At 72.2% G+C, this 16,013-nt stretch carries 15 protein-coding genes; 8 read left to right on the top strand and 7 right to left on the bottom strand.

From position 1 onward, the window contains the following. Nucleotides 1–272 precede the first annotated feature (272 nt). A complete protein-coding gene (locus BMY89_RS24555) occupies nucleotides 273–665 on the bottom strand; it encodes a MerR family transcriptional regulator (RefSeq protein ID WP_092382420.1) in 393 nt (130 codons plus the stop codon). 112 nt (nucleotides 666–777) lie between these two features. Between BMY89_RS24555 and BMY89_RS24550 the strand changes: the two genes are divergently transcribed. The 3 genes from BMY89_RS24550 to BMY89_RS24540 all read left to right on the top strand — a co-directional run bounded on the left by BMY89_RS24550 (nucleotide 778) and on the right by BMY89_RS24540 (nucleotide 2,928). After that, nucleotides 778–1,512: an ABC transporter ATP-binding protein gene (locus BMY89_RS24550; protein WP_092382419.1), complete on the top strand. Its 735-nt coding sequence runs from the start codon at nucleotides 778–780 to the stop codon at nucleotides 1,510–1,512. Next, complete coding sequence (locus BMY89_RS24545; protein ID WP_092382418.1) at nucleotides 1,509–2,264, top strand: ABC transporter permease; 756 nt, start codon at nucleotides 1,509–1,511, stop codon at nucleotides 2,262–2,264. The genes BMY89_RS24550 and BMY89_RS24545 overlap by 4 nt, the downstream gene beginning before the upstream one ends. 67 nt (nucleotides 2,265–2,331) lie before the next feature. Beyond that, nucleotides 2,332–2,928, top strand: a complete 597-nt coding sequence (locus BMY89_RS24540) for a TetR/AcrR family transcriptional regulator (RefSeq protein WP_092382417.1) — start codon at nucleotides 2,332–2,334, stop codon at nucleotides 2,926–2,928. On the opposite strand, the gene BMY89_RS24535 is transcribed toward BMY89_RS24540, so the two are convergent. The 3 genes from BMY89_RS24535 to BMY89_RS24525 form a co-directional block, all read right to left on the bottom strand. Then, nucleotides 2,906–3,637 carry a DUF2470 domain-containing protein gene (locus BMY89_RS24535; RefSeq protein ID WP_092382416.1) on the bottom strand — a complete coding sequence of 244 codons (732 nt, stop codon included), beginning with the start codon at nucleotides 3,635–3,637 and terminating at the stop codon, nucleotides 2,906–2,908. The genes BMY89_RS24540 and BMY89_RS24535 overlap by 23 nt on opposite strands. 60 nt (nucleotides 3,638–3,697) lie before the next feature. Beyond that, nucleotides 3,698–5,476, bottom strand: coding sequence for an ABC transporter ATP-binding protein (locus tag BMY89_RS24530; protein WP_372433295.1), 1,779 nt, complete (start codon nucleotides 5,474–5,476; stop codon nucleotides 3,698–3,700). Nucleotides 5,477–5,597: 121 nt separating this feature from the next. Beyond that, on the bottom strand, nucleotides 5,598–7,463 hold the full coding sequence (locus BMY89_RS24525) for an ABC transporter ATP-binding protein (protein ID WP_092382415.1): 1,866 nt from the start codon (nucleotides 7,461–7,463) through the stop codon (nucleotides 5,598–5,600). Nucleotides 7,464–7,626: 163 nt separating this feature from the next. On the opposite strand from BMY89_RS24525, the gene BMY89_RS24520 reads away from it, so the two are divergent. The 3 genes from BMY89_RS24520 to BMY89_RS24510 all read left to right on the top strand — a co-directional run bounded on the left by BMY89_RS24520 (nucleotide 7,627) and on the right by BMY89_RS24510 (nucleotide 11,276). After that, entirely contained in the window at nucleotides 7,627–8,256 is a 630-nt protein-coding gene (locus BMY89_RS24520; RefSeq protein WP_092382414.1) for a TIGR03085 family metal-binding protein, read from the top strand. 124 nt (nucleotides 8,257–8,380) lie between these two features. Beyond that, nucleotides 8,381–9,316: a terpene synthase family protein gene (locus BMY89_RS24515; RefSeq protein ID WP_092382413.1), complete on the top strand. Its 936-nt coding sequence runs from the start codon at nucleotides 8,381–8,383 to the stop codon at nucleotides 9,314–9,316. Between the two features lie 139 nt (nucleotides 9,317–9,455). Beyond that, nucleotides 9,456–11,276: an AMP-dependent synthetase/ligase gene (locus tag BMY89_RS24510; protein WP_092382412.1), complete on the top strand. Its 1,821-nt coding sequence runs from the start codon at nucleotides 9,456–9,458 to the stop codon at nucleotides 11,274–11,276. Between the two features lie 95 nt (nucleotides 11,277–11,371). Here the strand turns inward: BMY89_RS24510 and yczR are convergent, their stop codons facing one another. Further along, nucleotides 11,372–12,829 (bottom strand): MocR-like transcription factor YczR, encoded by a 1,458-nt coding sequence (gene yczR, locus BMY89_RS24505; protein ID WP_092382411.1) that lies wholly within the window; start codon nucleotides 12,827–12,829, stop codon nucleotides 11,372–11,374. Nucleotides 12,830–12,888: 59 nt separating this feature from the next. On the opposite strand from yczR, the gene yczE reads away from it, so the two are divergent. Both yczE and BMY89_RS24495 read left to right on the top strand, forming a co-directional pair. Continuing rightward, on the top strand, nucleotides 12,889–13,545 hold the full coding sequence (gene yczE / locus BMY89_RS24500; protein ID WP_092382410.1) for a membrane protein YczE: 657 nt from the start codon (nucleotides 12,889–12,891) through the stop codon (nucleotides 13,543–13,545). Between the two features lie 144 nt (nucleotides 13,546–13,689). Then, nucleotides 13,690–14,151 (top strand): hypothetical protein, encoded by a 462-nt coding sequence (locus tag BMY89_RS24495; protein ID WP_092382409.1) that lies wholly within the window; start codon nucleotides 13,690–13,692, stop codon nucleotides 14,149–14,151. Nucleotides 14,152–14,154: 3 nt separating this feature from the next. Here the strand turns inward: BMY89_RS24495 and hisF are convergent, their stop codons facing one another. Together hisF and BMY89_RS24485 are read right to left on the bottom strand one after the other, a co-directional pair. Next, nucleotides 14,155–14,922 carry an imidazole glycerol phosphate synthase subunit HisF gene (hisF, locus tag BMY89_RS24490; protein WP_092382408.1) on the bottom strand — a complete coding sequence of 256 codons (768 nt, stop codon included), beginning with the start codon at nucleotides 14,920–14,922 and terminating at the stop codon, nucleotides 14,155–14,157. Nucleotides 14,923–14,984: 62 nt separating this feature from the next. Further along, the gene (locus BMY89_RS24485; protein ID WP_092382407.1) at nucleotides 14,985–15,983 is read right to left on the bottom strand and encodes an NADP-dependent oxidoreductase; all 999 of its coding nucleotides are present in this window, start codon (nucleotides 15,981–15,983) and stop codon (nucleotides 14,985–14,987) included. Between the last annotated feature and the right edge of the window lie 30 nt (nucleotides 15,984–16,013).

The following is a 16,013-nucleotide window of genomic DNA, read 5'->3' as shown; positions in this document are numbered from 1 at the left end:
CGTCGCTGTGTGCGGTGGCGGCCTGCCGGGCGTGGCTGCCGCGCAGCAGGATGCCCACCACGGGCCGGTCGGCGGTGGCCCTCAGCCGCGCGGCCCAGGCCTCGAAAAACCCACTGTCCGGTGACGGAGCGTGATCCACTACGCCATCGTGCCGCACGTCCGTTCGGGGCGCAATGCCCGATGACGGACCCGCTGTCCGGTACGTCACCTGTTGACCGTGATAACGGGGTTACCGCCCTGCCGGCTGTTTCATCCCCACTTGGCAACCGACGTCAGTCGAACTCGCCCAACTCCGCCCGGCGGTAGTGGTCGATCTTGAAGTCGAGCACCTTGAGGTCCTCCTCCAACTCGGCCATCTGCTCCAACACCCGCACCCGGTGCTCCTCGAACAGCGCGCGCCGGGCCGCGAGCGTGCCGTCACCCTGCCGAGCCAACTCGACGTAGCGACGCATGTCGCGCACCGGCATCCCGGTCCGGCGCAGCCGGGTGAGCAGCAGCAGCCAGTTGACGTCCTGCGGAGTGTAGCGACGCCGTCCGGCCGAGTCCCGGCCCACCGGCGCGACCAACCCCTCCTGCTCGTACCAGCGCAGCGTGTAGGTGCTCAGGCCGACCTGCCGGGCCGCCTCGCCGACGGTGAAGGTCACCTCCCGCGTACCGATGTCCATCCATCCAGGTTCCCAGCATCAGACCACCACGCGCGACCCCGTGGGCCTTGCTCCGGCGGCCGGATTTCAACTACCGTTGATTTCAACAGAGGATGAGTTATGGAGGCCGGCGATGGACGACGCGATCGCCCTCCGCGGACTGGTCGTGGACCGGGGCGGACGGCGGGTGTTGGACGGGATCGACGCGGCGGTCCCGCGCGGCTCGGTCACCGGGCTGCTCGGACCGAGCGGCAGCGGCAAGACCACCCTGATGCGCGCGGTCGTCGGGGTTCAGGTGATCACCGCCGGCACGGTAACCGTGCTGGGCGCCCCGGCCGGCTCGAGCCAGCTGCGCCACCGGGTCGGCTACCTGACGCAGGCGCCGAGCGTCTACGCCGACCTGACGGTACGGGAGAACGCCCGCTACTTCGCCGCCCTGCACGGGCGCGGCCGGGCCGAGGCCGACCGGGCGGTGACCGACGTCGGGCTGGCGGCAGCGGCGGGTCAGTTGGTGGGCACCCTGTCCGGCGGGCAACGCAGCCGGGCGTCGCTGGCCTGCGCGCTGGTCGGCGAGCCGGAGCTGATCGTGCTCGACGAGCCCACCGTCGGCCAGGATCCGGTGCTGCGGGCCGACCTCTGGTCCCGCTTCCACGCGTTGGCCGCCACCGGGACGACGCTGCTGGTGTCGAGCCACGTGATGGACGAGGCGGCCCGCTGCGACCGGCTGCTGCTCATCCGCGAGGGGCGGCTGATCGCCGACGACACGCCCGACGGGATCCGGTCCACCACGGGGGTGGACGATCTCGACGAGGCGTTCCTACGACTGATCCGGGCGAGCGAGGCCGGCCGGGCCGGGGAGGCGTCATGAACCCACGAATTCTCTCCTCCACCGTGGTCCGCATCCTGCGGCAGCTGCGCCACGACCGACGGACCGTGGCACTGCTGGTGGTCGTGCCCACCGTGCTGCTCACCCTGGTCTACTACATGTACGCCGACCAGCCCACCCCGCCCGGGCAGCCGGCCACCTTCGACCGGATCGCACTGGTGATGCTCGGCTTCTTCCCGTTCATCATCATGTTCCTGGTGACCAGCATCGCCATGCTCCGCGAACGGACCACCGGCACGCTGGAGCGGCTGCTCACCACCCCGCTGGGCAAGACCGACCTGCTCTTCGGCTACGGCATCGCCTTCGGGCTGGCCGGCGCGGTGCAGGCCACCGTCGCCTCGGCCGTGGCGTACTGGATCTTCGACCTGGACACCGCCGGGAGCGCCGGCCTGGTAATCATGATCGCCGTGCTGAACGCGGTGCTCGCGGTCGCGCTCGGGCTGCTCTGCAGCGCCTTCGCCCGCACCGAGTTCCAGGCCGTACAGTTCATGCCGGTCGTGGTCGCCCCGCAGCTGCTGCTCTGCGGACTGTTCGTGCCACGCGACGAGATGGCCGGGTGGTTGCAGGTGATCAGCGACCTGCTGCCGCTGTCGTACGCCGTCGAGGCCCTCCAGGAGGTCGGCGCGCACGCCGAACCGACCGGCACGATGTGGCGCGACGCGGCGGTCGTCGCGGGCGCGGCGGTGCTGGCGCTGGTGCTCGCCGCGGCCACCCTGCGTCGGCGCAGCGGCTGACGCAGGCCCGGTCGGCGTCGGTGGCCCGGCCGAGGGCACATCGCGCCGGACGGAGCGAGGGGGGACGATGGTACGGCGGACCGGGCGGCGACCTGGCAAACCCGGGACGCGGGAGGCGATCCTCGACGCGGCCCGGACCGCCTTCGCGGAACGCGGCTTCGACGCCAGCACCATCCGGGCCATCGCCGCCTCCGCCGAGGTGGATCCGGCCCTGGTGCACCACTACTTCGGCAGCAAGGACCAGCTCTTCCTGGCCGCCATGCAGGCGCCGATCGACCCCCGGGAACTGCTGCCGAAGGTGCTCGCCGGCGACCGGGACGGTCTCGGCGAACGGCTGGTCCGCACCTTCCTCGGGGTGTGGGACTCACCGGCCGGCACCGCCGGAGTGGCGCTGCTGCGCTCGGCGGTGAGCAACGAGTGGACGGCCCGGCTGCTGCGCGAGTTCCTGACCACCCAGGTACTGCGGCGGGTCCTCGACCAGCTCGACGTCGACCCGGCGGAGCTGCCGCTGCGCGGGTCGCTGGTGGCCACCCAGCTGATCGGGCTCGGCATGATGCGACACGTGATCCGCCTGGAGCCGGTCGCCTCCGCCCCGCCGGAGACCCTGGTCGCCGCGGTCGGCCCGACCGTCCAGCGCTATCTCACCGGCGAGCTGCCCCGCTGAGCACCGAGTCCAGCAGCCGGGTCAGGTCGACCCGGTCGGCCAGCCGGCGCCCGAAAGCGAGCCGGGCGCGCCGTCGGGCGCCGGGCCGCCCGAACGTCACGAGCATGCCGTACCGGTCGATCCGCTCGACGCGGGGCGCGTGGTCGGCGGTCAGACCGAGCTGCCGGCACAGGTAGTCGGTCGTCCGGTCGGCGTGGTGCTCGTTGAGGTGGGTGAGCAACCCCGCCTCGACCGGGTGCAGCGGGTCCGGTTCGGCCTCCGCGTACGCCCCCGGATCGATCCGGCGGAGCACACCGGCGCGCTCCCAGCGGGCATCGGCCACCTCGAACCGGAACAGCCGGAACCGGGTACCGACGTCGAGCAGGTCGCCGGTGGGCTCCACGGCGGCGAAGTCCACCGCCGCCGCGCGGGCCTCGTCGCCGTCCAACCGGCGCACCCAGCCCGAGACCAGGGCACGGCCGAGCGAGGGCACCCCGGCGGCGGGCGGCAGGTCGAGCACGTCGAGCACCACCGCGACGGAGCGGCCGTCGCCGACCGCCCCGAACGCCGCCGCGAGGTCGCTGACCACCGGCACCAGCAGCAGCACCTGCCCGTCGGGGTCGGTGACGTGGCGGACGTGGTGCGGACCGGGCCGGCAGGCCAGCTGGACGAGGCCGGGCAACCGGCCCGCGACCAGGGTCCGGACGATCTCGGCAGGGCTGGGCCGCATGAACCGCTCCTTTGGTTAGGCTTACCTAACTCGGAGCGTATGGCATCGGCTCGGCCTCGTCTACCGGGTCTGCTCCAACCAGGAGGCGTAGAGCAGTCCGTAGACCGAATCCGGGTCACGGATCAACTCGTCGTGCGGGCCGCGCTGCACGATCCGGCCCCGATCCACCACGATCACCTCGTCGGCGCCCTGCGCGGTGGAGAGCCGGTGCGCGATGGCCAGCGTGGTCCGGCCCCGGGTCACCGCGTCCAGGGTCCGCTGCAGCCGCACCTCGGTCGCCGGGTCGACGGCGCTGGTCGCCTCGTCCAGCACCAGCAGATCCGGGTCGGCCACGTACGCGCGGGCCAACGCGACCAGCTGGCGCTCCCCCACGCTCAACGCCTCGCCACGCTCCCCCACGCCGGTGGCCAACCCGGCGGGCAACCCGTCCAGCCAGTCGGCCAGGCCCAACTCGGTGAAGGCGGCGGTGAGCTCCTCGTCGGTCAGCTCCGGACGGGCGAAACGGACGTTGTCGGCGACCGTGGCGTCGAACAGGAAGCCGTCCTGCGGGACCATCACCACCCGGGAACGCAGCGAGTCGAAGCGGACGTCGGTCAGCGGCACCCCGGACAGCAGCACCGCCCCCGCCGTCGGGTCCATCAGCCGGGTGAGCAGCTTGGCGAAGGTGGTCTTGCCACTGCCCGTCTCACCGACCACGGCCACCCGGCTCTTCGCGGGAATCTCCAGGCTCACGTCGTGCAGGACGGTCGGGGAGTCGGGATAGGCGAAACGCACCTGAGCGAAGCGGATGTCCAGCGGACCGGTCGGCAGGTCGCGGCCCTGCTGACCCGGGTCGGCCACATCCGGGGCGACATCCAGCACGTCCAGCACCCGACGCCAGCCCGCGATCGCGTTCTGCGCCTCGTTGAGCACCTCCGTGGCGATCTGCACCGGCTGGATGAAGAGCGTGACCAGGAAGAGGAACGCGGTGACCTCACCGATGCTCAGCGTCCGGTCGGCGCCGAGGAACACCCCGAGCACCACCACACCGGCCAGCGCCACCCCGGCGGCCAGCTCACCGACGGAGCTGCCGAAGATGCTGATCCGGATCGCCTTCTGCTGGGCCCGCCGCTGGCCGTCGATCGCCTCGTCCAGCCGTCGGGAGGTCCGCCCCGCGATGCCGTACGCCCGGATCACCGGCGCACCGACCACGCTCTCCCCGACCGCCGCCAGCAGCGCGCCGGTACGCTGCCGAACCACCCCGTACGCCGCTGCCAGCCGACGTTGCAGCACCCGGATCACCAGGACCGCCGGCACGAAGGCGGCGAAGACCACCAGCGTCAACTGCCAGGAGTACGCCAGCATCACGGCGGTGGTGACGACCAACTGCCCGAGGTTGACCAGCAGGATCACCCCGCCCCACTGGAGGAACTGGGTGATCTGGTCGACGTCGCTGGTGACCCGGGAGACCAGTGAGCCCCGCCGTTCAGACTGCTGGTGCAGCATCGACAGGTCGTGCACGTGCCGGAAGGCCCGTACCCGAACCCCGGCCAGCGCCGTCTCACTGACCGTGAACAGCCGGCGCATCATCAGGTAGCCGCAGAGCGTGGTCACCACCAGCACGCCGGCGGTGACCGCCACCACCACGAACAGCGCGTCCAGGTCGAGCCCGCCGGCGATACCCCGGTCGATGCCCTGCTGCACCGCCACCGGCACCGCCACCCGACCGACCATGTAGACCAGCGCCAGGCCCAGCGTGGCCGCCAACCCCACCCGCAGCTCCGGGGAGAGCGACAGGCCGCGGCGCAACGTCCGCCAGGTCGACTCGGCCGGCTCCGGCGCGTCAGTCGTCAGCTTCACGCTCACCGGTCCAGCCTTCTCGTTCGCGACTGCGGGACTCCGCTGCGCTGCGTTCCTCGCGCTCACCGGACCGGCCTTTCGTTCGCGACTGCGGGACTCCGCTGCGCTGCGTTCCTCGCGCTCACCGGTCCACCTCCAGGGCGGAGGTCAGCGGGGTGACCTCGTCGTACGCGCGCTGCCGCTCGGGGTCGACCTCGGCCTGCTCGTAGGCGGTGACCAGGTCGGTGTAGCCGGGCACGGTGGCCAGCAGCGTGGCATGGGTGCCCCGGGCCACCACCCGTCCCTGCTCCAGGTAGATGACCTCGTCGGCGAGGGCGATGGTCGCCCGGCGGTAGGCCACCACCAGGATCGACGCGGCCGGACCACCGGTCGCGGACGAGCGCAGCCCGGCCAGGATGGCGGCCTCCACCCGGGGGTCGACCGCGCTGGTCGCGTCGTCGAGCACCAGCAGGCGGGGACGCCCGGCCAGCGCCCGAGCGAGGGTGAGCCGCTGCCGCTGACCGCCGGAGAGCGAGGTGCCCCGCTCGCCGACCATGGTGTCCAGCCCGTCGGGCAGCGCGGCGACGAACCCGTCGGCCTCGGCCAGCCGCAACGCGGCCCAGACGGCCTCGTCGTCGACGCCCGGACGGTCCAGCGACACATTCGCCCGGACGGTGTCGTCGAAGACGAACGGCACCTGCGCCACCAACGCGGCGGTGCCGGCCAGCGAGTCCGCGGCCAGCTCGCGCACGTCCACGCCGTCGAGGCTGACCGTGCCGGAGCGCGGGTCCACCAGCCGAACCGCCAGCGTCGCGATGGTGGACTTGCCGGCACCGGTCGGCCCGACCAGAGCGACGATCTTCCCGGCTCCGACGGTGAAGGTGACCTCGCCGAGCACCTCGGCACCGGGCAGGTGCGCCTCGGCCGGCTCGTAGGCGAATCCGACGTCGGTGAAGGTGAGCGTGGCGGGCCCGCCGGCCGGATCCAGCCGGGTGTCGCCGTACGGCATCTCGCCGGTGGCGTCGAGCACCCGGCGGACCCGGTCCCAGCCGGCGACGCTGCGCGGCAACTCGGCCAGCACCCAGCCGATGGCCCGGACCGGGAAGGCCAGCACGGTGAAGAGGAAGGCAACGCTGACCAGATCGGACACCTCGATGGCACCCTGGCGCAGGCGGTACGCGCCGACCACCAGCACGGCGAGGGTGCCGAGGCTGGGCAGCGTCTCCAGCATCGGGTCGAAGATGCCGCGCAGCCGGCCGACGGAGATCAGCGCGTCGCGCAACTCGCCGGCGCGAGACGCGAAACGGGCCGTCTCCTGGGCCTCCCGGCCCATCGTCTTCACCACCAACGCGCCGTCGAAGCTCTCGTGGGCGATGCCGCTGACCTCGGCCCGCAGCCGTTGCGCACGCGCCTGGCGCGGCGCCATCCGGCGGGAGTACGCCACGTTCAGCGCGAACAGCGCCGGGAAGACGGCCAGCCCGACCAGCGCCAGCGCCCAGTCGACGGCGAGCAGCGACACCACCGCGCCGACCAGCATCACCAGCGTGCCGACCGCGAAGGGCAGCGGAGCGATCGGATTCCAGGCGGCCTCGACGTCGGAGTTGGCGTTGGAGAGCAGCGTGCCGGTGGCGTTGCGCTGGTGCCAGGACAGCGGCAGTTCCAGGTAACGGCGGGTGACCCGGCGGCGGTAGGCGGCCTGGAGACGGAACTGCATGTAGCCGGCGCCGAGCCGTCGACCGACGATGCCGACCACCCGCATCACGCTCAGCCCGAGCAGCAGCGCGGCGGCCAGAGCCAACGCGCCCCGCCCCACCGAGCCGGTCTCGACCGAAGGGACCACCACGTCGCCGACCACCCCGCCGACCACGAACGCGCTGGCGACCACCATCAGGCCGAACAGCACGCTGCCGGACACCGCGACCGCGAAGATCCTCGGCTGTTCCCGGATGGCCCGCCCGAGGACGCTCAGCCCGCGGCCGAGCACCTCCCGACTAGTCCCGCTCGCCACATTCTCCCCCGCCGTAAGCCGCCATAATCCTCCCTCATCCTTACCGCTGGGCGCCGGGTCCGCCGACCCACGGCACTATGTCCGACGTCACCCCGGGCGCGCCCGGCCGCCTGGTGCCGTACCTGAACGGCGACCCGCGGCGCACCGGCCTACGATCACTGCCATGTCGCGGTACGCCCGATCGGAGCGCGAGGCGCTCACCGAGCTGATGTCCACCCTGGGACCGGACGCCCCCACCATCAACGAGGGCTGGACCACCCGTGATCTCGCCGCGCACCTGGTCGTCCGGGAACGACGCCCGGACGCCGGGGCGGGCATCCTCGTCGCGCCGCTGCGCGGATACGCCGAGCGGGTCCGGCGCGAGATCGCCGCGCTCGACTGGTCCAGGCTGCTCGACCAGGTGCGGCAGCCACCGGTCTGGAGCCCGGTGAGCAACCCGCTGGTCGACGAGCTGACCAACACGTTGGAGTTCTTCATCCACCACGAGGATGTACGCCGCGCCCAGGCGGGCTGGCGGCCGCGCGAGTTGCCGACCGGGCTGGACAAGGCGCTGTGGCGGCGTACCTCGGCGCTGGCCAGGCTGGCCCTGCGCCGCTTCCCCGCCCACCTGCTCGTGCAGGCGCCCGGGCACGGCGAGGTGGTCACGGGCCGCGGCGGTGAGCCGCTACGGCTGGTCGGTACGCCGGGCGAGCTGGCCCTGTTCCTGTCCGGCCGGCAGCGGGTCGCCCGGGTGCAGCTCGACGGAGCTCCGGAGCTGATGGACCGGCTGCGCGGCGCCAAGCTGGGCTTCTAACCCTCTGCGCGGAAGCGGTCACGGCGAAATCCGAAACGTTACTCGCCTGATCGGCCGACCAACATCAGTGCTCCCATACGCTGTCCGCGCCGCCTCGTGGGGGGGCGGCGCGACAGGGAGCGCGATGCGAAGCTTTGCGGTCTCGGCCCTGCGAGAGCCCCCGTTCTCCGGTGCCCGGCACGACGGCACGGAGCTGGTGTCCCGGGAGAGCACGGACTGGGCGCAGCACCTGGGCCTGATCAGTAACGGGCAGCGACTGCGGCGGGCCGACGCCGCCGGGCTCGCCGGTCGGGCGTGCCCGCAGGCACCACTGGACCGCCTGCGGTTACTGACCGATCTGATCTCGTGGCTCTTCGTGATGGATGACGCCTGCGACGAGGACGGTCTGGGCAGCGACCCGACCAGTCTCGCGCCGACGGTTGCCGCCCTGCTGGACGTGCTGGACCGCCAGGGCGGACCAGGTCCGGTGCCGGCCGTCGCCGGGGCGTTGGGGCTCGGACTGGCCGACCTGTGCCGGCGGGTCCGCGCCCGCCGACGCCCGGCCGTACTGCTGCGCTTCACCGCCGCGATGCGCCAGTACCTGCTCGCGCTGCTCTGGGAGGCGGCCAACCGCGAACACGAGCGGGTACCTCCGGTCGACGAGTACGTCCAGATGCGCCGGCACACCGGCGGCGTGTACCCCAGTCTCACCCTGACCGACCTGGCGCTGAACGGTTCCCCGCCGACCGCCCGCCGGGCCGACCCCGGCTGGGCCGCGCTGGAGTCGATCTCCGCCGACCTGATCTGCTGGTGCAACGACGTCTTCTCCTACGACAAGGAGCACCAGGGCGGGCCGGACGCGCACAACCTGATCACAGTGCTGACCCGGGAGACCGGCGACGAGTCGTTGGCGTTGCGGACCGCCGCCGACCGGTTCAACGACCGACTCGACGCGTACCTGAGCGCCGAGCACCACCTGCTGGCCAGCCACGGTGTCGCGGTGCGGCGGGCGCTGGAGACCCGGCGCAACTGGATCCGGGCCACCTACGACTGGTCGCAGGCAGCCGCGCGCTATACGTGAGACACCGGTTCCACCTGCCGGGACCGGGAGCGCGGATGATCGTCAGCACTAGCCGATGCCCGGCGCAGGCAATACCCTTCGGTAACGAACACCGACCGTGACGACCGTCACGCCTCCACCCCCGAAGGCGGCTACAGCGATGGCTCTCGATGTACCGTACCGTTCCATTCCTGACATGTTCCTCAAGCGTGTGGCGGCAACCCCCGACCGTCACGCTTTCGCCCACCCCGGCCCGGCCGGGCCGGTATGGCTGACCTGGGAACAGGTCGCCCAGCGGGCCAAGGCGGTCGCCGCCGGCCTGCACGGCCTGGGCGTCGGCCAGGAGGATCCGGTCGCAATCCTGGCGAACACCCGACTCGAGTGGGTGATCGCCGACTTCGGCATCATGTGCGCCAGCGGCGCCACCACCACGGTCTACCCGACGACCGAGCCGGCCGATGCCATCTACATCCTCGCCGACTCCGGCTCGAAGGTGCTCTTCGCGGAGAACCCGGAGCAGGCGGCCAAGATCGCCGGCGCCGACCTGCCCGCGCTGACCCACGTGGTCCTCATCGACGGTGCCCCCGACCCGTCGGCGGCCGTGCCCCAGCTGACCCTCGCCCAACTGGAGGAGCAGGGCAGCCAGCGGCTCGCCGAGGACCCGGAGCTGGTCGACCGCCTGGTCGCGGACATCGGCCCGGACCACCTGGCGACCCTGATCTACACCTCCGGCACCACTGGCAAGCCCAAGGGCGTCGAGCTGCTGCACGGCGGCTGGTGCTGGGAGGGCGTGGCGCAGGAGGACGTCGGGCTGCTACGCGACGACGACCTGCAGTACCTCTGGCTTCCGCTGTCTCACTCGTTCGGCAAGACGCTGCTCTGCGGCGCCACCCACGTCGGCCTGCCGACGTACGTGGACGGGCGGGTCGACAAGCTGGTCGAGTTGCTCTCGGTGGTCCGTCCGACGCTGATGTGCGGCGCACCCCGGGTCTACGAGAAGGTCTACAACAAGTCCGTGACCACCGCGCGCGACGCCGGCGGCGCGAAGGCGAAGATCTTCGCCTGGGCCGTGGGCGTCGGCAAGGAGAAGGTCGCCCTGGAGCAGGCCGGCAAGCCGGTCCCCGGCGGGCTGAAGCTCAAGTACACGGTGGCCGAGAAGCTGGTCTTCAGCAAGCTGCAGGCCCGACTCGGCGGCCGGATCCGGGTGCTGGTGTCCGGTGCCGCCCCGCTCAGCCCGGAGATCGCCACCTTCTTCGCCGCGGCGAACCTGCCGATCTCGGAGGGCTACGGGCTGACCGAGAGCAGCGCCGGCAACTTCGTCAACCCGCCGGACGGGCTGCGTATCGGCACCGTCGGCAAGGCGATGGGCGACCTGGAGTGCCGCATCGACACCGACGGCGAGATCCTGATCAAGGGCCGGCCGGTGATGCGGGGGTACCACAACCTGCCCGAGGAGACCGCCGCCGCCTTCACCGACGACGGCTTCTTCCGCACCGGCGACATCGGCACCCTCGACGACGACGGCTACCTGCGTATCACGGACCGGAAGAAGGATCTGGTCAAGACCTCCGGCGGCAAGTACGTCGCGCCGTCGCACATCGAGGGCATGTTCAAGGCCACCTGCCCGTACACCTCGCAGGCCGTGGTCGTCGGCCAGGCGCGCAACTTCTGCACGATGCTGGTGACGCTGGACCCGGACGCCATCGTCGGCTGGGCCGCCGGTACCCCGCTGGAGGGCCGCTCCTACACCGAGATCGTCGCCTCGCCGGAGGCCCAGGCCATGGTCGAGGAGTACGTCGCCCAGCTCAACAGCAAGTTGAACCGCTGGGAGACCATCAAGAAGGTCACCATCCTGCCGCGTGACCTGACGATCGAGGACGGCGAGATCACCCCGTCGCTGAAGATCAAGCGACGTGGGGTGGAGAGCAACTTCTCCGCCGAGATCGACAAGATGTACGCGGGCACCGTCGCCGAGGTCTGACAACCAGTTCCCCGCCCCGCCCCCGCCGATCTAGGGACCATCGTCCTCGCTGGAGATCATTCAGCGACATTTGGCCCTAGATCGGCGGGGCGGGGTCAGGCGATGACGCTGGGTTCCCGCCACCGGGGCGAACCCGTCCGGTCCAGGTCGTAGCGGACGGCGGCGATCCGGCCGACCGCCTCCACCAGGTCGGCGGCCGGCAGCGTGAACGGCAGCCGCAGGAAGCGTTCCAGCGTGCCGTCCAGGCCGAACCGCGGGCCGGGCGCCAGGCGTACCCCGACCTCCTCGGCCGCCCGCGCCAGCGCGCTGGAGATCGGCCCGTCCAGCTCGGCCCAGAGCGTCACGCCACCTCGGGGGACGATGACCCGCCACTGCGGAAGCCGGGCGGCGAGCGCGCCGAGCAGCGCGTCCCGCTGGATGGCCAGCTGCGCGCGCCGGGCGGCCACGATGGCCGGCGCGACGTCCAGCAGGTGCACGGCGACCAGCTGGTCCAGCACCGGGCTGGACATGTCGACGCCCACCCGTGCGGCGGCCAGCCGCTGCACCTGCGGTGCGGAGGCCCGGATCCAGCCGATCCGCAGCCCGCCCCAGAACGGCTTGCTCATCCCGCCGATGCTGACCACCCGGGAGTGCCGGTCGAAACTGGCGGTCGGTGGCGGCAGTTCGGTTCCGTCCAGCGGCAGGTCGACGAAGGACTCGTCGATCACCAGGTCGGTGCCGACGGCGTGCGCGGTGGTCACCAGCCGCTCGCGCAGCTCGGTCGGCATCAGGTGGCCCGTCGGGTTCTGGAAGTCGGGAATCAGGTAGCCGACCCGCGGACGCACCTGCCGCAGCGTGCCCAGCAGCAGGTCCGCGTCCCACCCGGTGGCGTCGGCGGCCAGGCCGTAGGTGGTGATCCGGGCCCGCCGGGCGGCGAGTGCCGCGAGGGCGTTGGGGTAGCTGGGCGATTCGACCAGAACCCCGCCGCCCGGCGAGAGCGCCAGCCGCAGCACCAGGTCCAGAGCGTGCTGCGTGCCGTTGGTGACCATGATCTGGTCGGGCGAGGTGGGCAGGCCCCGCTCGGTGTAGCGCTGGGCGACCGCCTCCCGCAGCTCGATGATCCCGATCGGGTGGTACCCGGCGCCGCCGAGGTAGCGGGGCAGGTCCTCGGCGGCGGCACGGGCCGCCGGAAGCAGTTCGGGCGGGGCGGCCAGCGCGGCCACCCCGAGGTCGAGCATGTCCCGGTCGTCCAGCGGGATCCACAGACCGTTGGGTGCCACCCGGTGCGTCCCGGGCAGCATCGTCCAGCTGCCCGCACCCCGCCGGCTGGCCAGGTGCCCACTGTCACGCAGCTCGCGGTAGGCCGCGGTGACGGTGGTGCGGCTGATCCGCAGCGCCTCGGCGAGGTCGCGCTCGGCGGGCAGGCGTACGCCCAGGGGCAGCCGCCCGTCGGCGAGCAGACCGCGTACGGCGCCGGCCAGCGCCGCGTAGTCGGGACTGCGCCGCCGGCCGGGCAGGGCGTGCCACTGCCCGAGCAACCGGGCCAATTGGACCCCGCGAAGCTGACTTGCCATGGCCACTCCCCCGATATTGGCTCTGTACCACCGCCAATTGGCCCCCCAGGGTGGCATGCGTGGCACTGATTGGCAACCTCCGGCACCGGCCCGCCCGGCGACTGACGCAGCTGTTCGTCGGGCTCCTCCTCTACGGCTTCAGCATGGCGCTGATGATCCGCTCCGGGCTCGGCCTGAACCCCTGGGACGTGTTCCACCAGGGGCTGTCCCGGCTGACCGGCCTGACCATGGGCACCGTGGTGATCGCTGTCGGGGCGTTGGTGCTGCTCACCTGGATCCCACTGCGGCAGCGCCCCGGCGTCGGCACCGTGGCCAACGTGGTGGTCATCGGCCTGGCGGTCGACGCCACCCTGGCCCTGCTGCCACCCGGTGGGCCGGTCGCCCTACGCGTCGTACTGCTGGTGTCCGGGATCGTCGGCAATGGCGCCGCCACCGCCCTCTACCTGGGTGCCCGGCTCGGACCCGGCCCCCGCGACGGGCTGATGACCGGCTTCGCCGCCCGCCGGCCCGGCCGGTCGCTGCGACTGGTCCGCACCGTCATCGAGATCGGCGTGCTGGCCGTGGGCGCACTGCTCGGCGGGACGGTCGGCCTCGGCACGATCGCGTACGCGCTGACCATCGGACCGCTCGCCCAACTGTTCCTGCCCTACTGCGACGTCCCCGAGCCGGCCGCCCCGCCAGCCCCGGAGCGGATCGAGGCGGCGCCGGCCAACTGACCGGCACCCAGCGCCACTCCCTCATAGCGCATCGCGTCAGATCCGGCTACCCCATGTCAACCCTGTGAAGTTGTTTCGTAACCGACAGTGGCAGTACGGTGGGCGGTGTTTTCTTCAAGCCGGATCGCCCGGCAGAATCTCCGCATGGGGGACAACGCCTGGCGTCGCACCGACGCATGGATCTTCGTCTCGTTGGTGATCGCCAGCGGCGCCGGACGCCACCGACGGTCCCCGACCACCCGGCGCCCCGAGGGGGTGCGCCTCACCGACGTGCTCTCCACCGCCGACCACCTCGACCAGACCATCCCGGAGCGCCACGACGTGGAGAAGGCGATCCGCCGGCTGCTCGGTGCCGGCCTGGTCGATGTCACCGACGGATGGTTCCGGCTCACCCCCGACGGAGAACACCTCTGGCGTTCCCGACCCAGCGCCGGACTGGCCACCACCGTCGACACCGTGCAGGGAGTGCTCAGCCGCCGGACCGCGCCGGGCACCGCGGAATGGCACCTCGACGAGGCCGAACACGCGGCTGCCGTGCAGGAATACATCGTGCGGTCCATCCCGATGCCCCGGCGCTCCCCCGAGGGTTACTCCGACCGCGGCTGAGCGTCAGCGCACGGCGTGACCGGCGCCCCGCAGCACATCCTTGACCTGCCCGACCGTCAGCTCCCCGAAGTGGAAGACGCTCGCGGCGAGCACCGCGTCGGCGCCGGCACCGATCGCCGGCGGAAAGTGGGCCACCTCGCCCGCGCCGCCGCTGGCCACCACCGGCACGTCGACCACCCGGCGCACCGCGCCGATGAGTTCGAGGTCGAAGCCGGCCTTGGTGCCGTCCGCGTCCATCGAGTTGAGCAGGATCTCACCGGCACCCAGCTCGGCCCCGCGCCGCGCCCACGAAACGGCGTCCAGCCCGGTGCCGCGCCGACCCCCGTGCGTGGTCACCTCGAACCCGCTCGGGGTGGTGCCGGCCGGGGCCCGCCGAACGTCCAGCGAGAGCACCAGCACCTGCCGACCGAACCGCTCCGCGATCTCCGCGACCAGCTCGGGCCGGGCGATCGCCGCCGTGTTCACCCCGACCTTGTCGGCACCGGCGCGCAGCAGGACGTCCACGTCCGCCACCGTGCGGACACCGCCGCCGACGGTCAGCGGGATGAAGACCGACTCCGCCGTACGCCGGACCACGTCGAGCATCGTGCCGCGATCGCTGGCGGAGGCGGTGACGTCGAGGAAGGTCAGCTCGTCGGCGCCCGCCCGGTCGTAAGCGGCGGCCAGCTCGACCGGGTCGCCCGCGTCCCGCAGGTCCAGGAAGTTGACGCCCTTGACCACTCGTCCCGCGTCCACGTCGAGACAGGGGATCACCCGCACCGCCACCGTCATGCCGTGAGCCTATCGCTGCGCGGGTGACAGCGGCCGGCCCGACCGGGGCCGACCGCCGTGAATCACACCCGCACCAGCATCTTGCCGAGGTTCTCTCCCCGCAGCAGGCCGAGGAAGGCCGCCGGGGCGTTCTCCAGGCCGTCGACGATCGTCTCGTCGTAGCTGAGGGTGCCCTCGCGCAGCCAGCCGGAGACCTCCCGCACGAACTGCTCCCGCAGCTGCCCGTGGTCGCTGACCAGGAAGCCGCGCAGGGTCAGCCGCTTGCCGATGACCTGTGCCAGGTTGCGCGGCGCGGCCGGCGGCTCGGTGTCGTTGTAGTGCGCGATCATGCCGCAGATCGCGGCGCGGCCGTGCGGGTTCATCGACGAGATGGCCGCCTCCAGATGCTCGCCGCCGACGTTGTCGAAGTAGACGTCGACCCCGCCGGGAGCGGCGGCCCGGAGCAGGTCGCGGACCGGGCCGTCGTGGTAGTCGAAGGCGGCGTCGAAGCCGAGCGCGCGCAGTCGCTCGACCTTGGCCGCCGAGCCGGCGCTGCCGACCACCCGACCGGCGCCCCTGAGTTTGGCGATCTGGCCGACCACGCTGCCCACCGCGCCGGCCGCACCCGAGACGAAGACCGTCTCGCCCGGCTTCATCGCGGCCACCTCCAGCAGCCCCGCGTACGCGGTCAACCCGGTCATCCCCAGCACACCGAGGTACGCGGTCAGCGGCGCGAGACCCGGATCGACCTTCCGGGCCGCCTTCGCGTCGAGCAGCGCGAACTCCCGCCAGCCGAGGCCGTGCAGCACGGTGTCGCCCAGGGAGATCTCGTCGGACCCGCCGGCCACCACCTCGCCGACCGCTCCGCCGTCCAACGGCGCGTCGAGGGCGAACGGCGGCACGTAGGAGCGCACGTCGTTCATCCGCCCCCGCATGTACGGGTCCACCGAGATGTACTGGTTGCGAACGACCAGCTGCCCCGGCCCGGGCACCGGCACCTCGGTGGTGACCAGCCGGAAGTTGTCGCCGGTGGGCCAGCCCTGCGGACGGGAAGCCAGGTGGATCTCACGGTTGCTGCTCACGAACGTGTCCTTTCCAACGCCGTCGGACGG

This window comes from Micromonospora phaseoli (genome assembly GCF_900109115.1).
GTDB classification, from domain to species: domain Bacteria; phylum Actinomycetota; class Actinomycetes; order Mycobacteriales; family Micromonosporaceae; genus Micromonospora; species Micromonospora phaseoli.
This window is presented reverse-complemented; position numbering and strand designations above follow the sequence as displayed.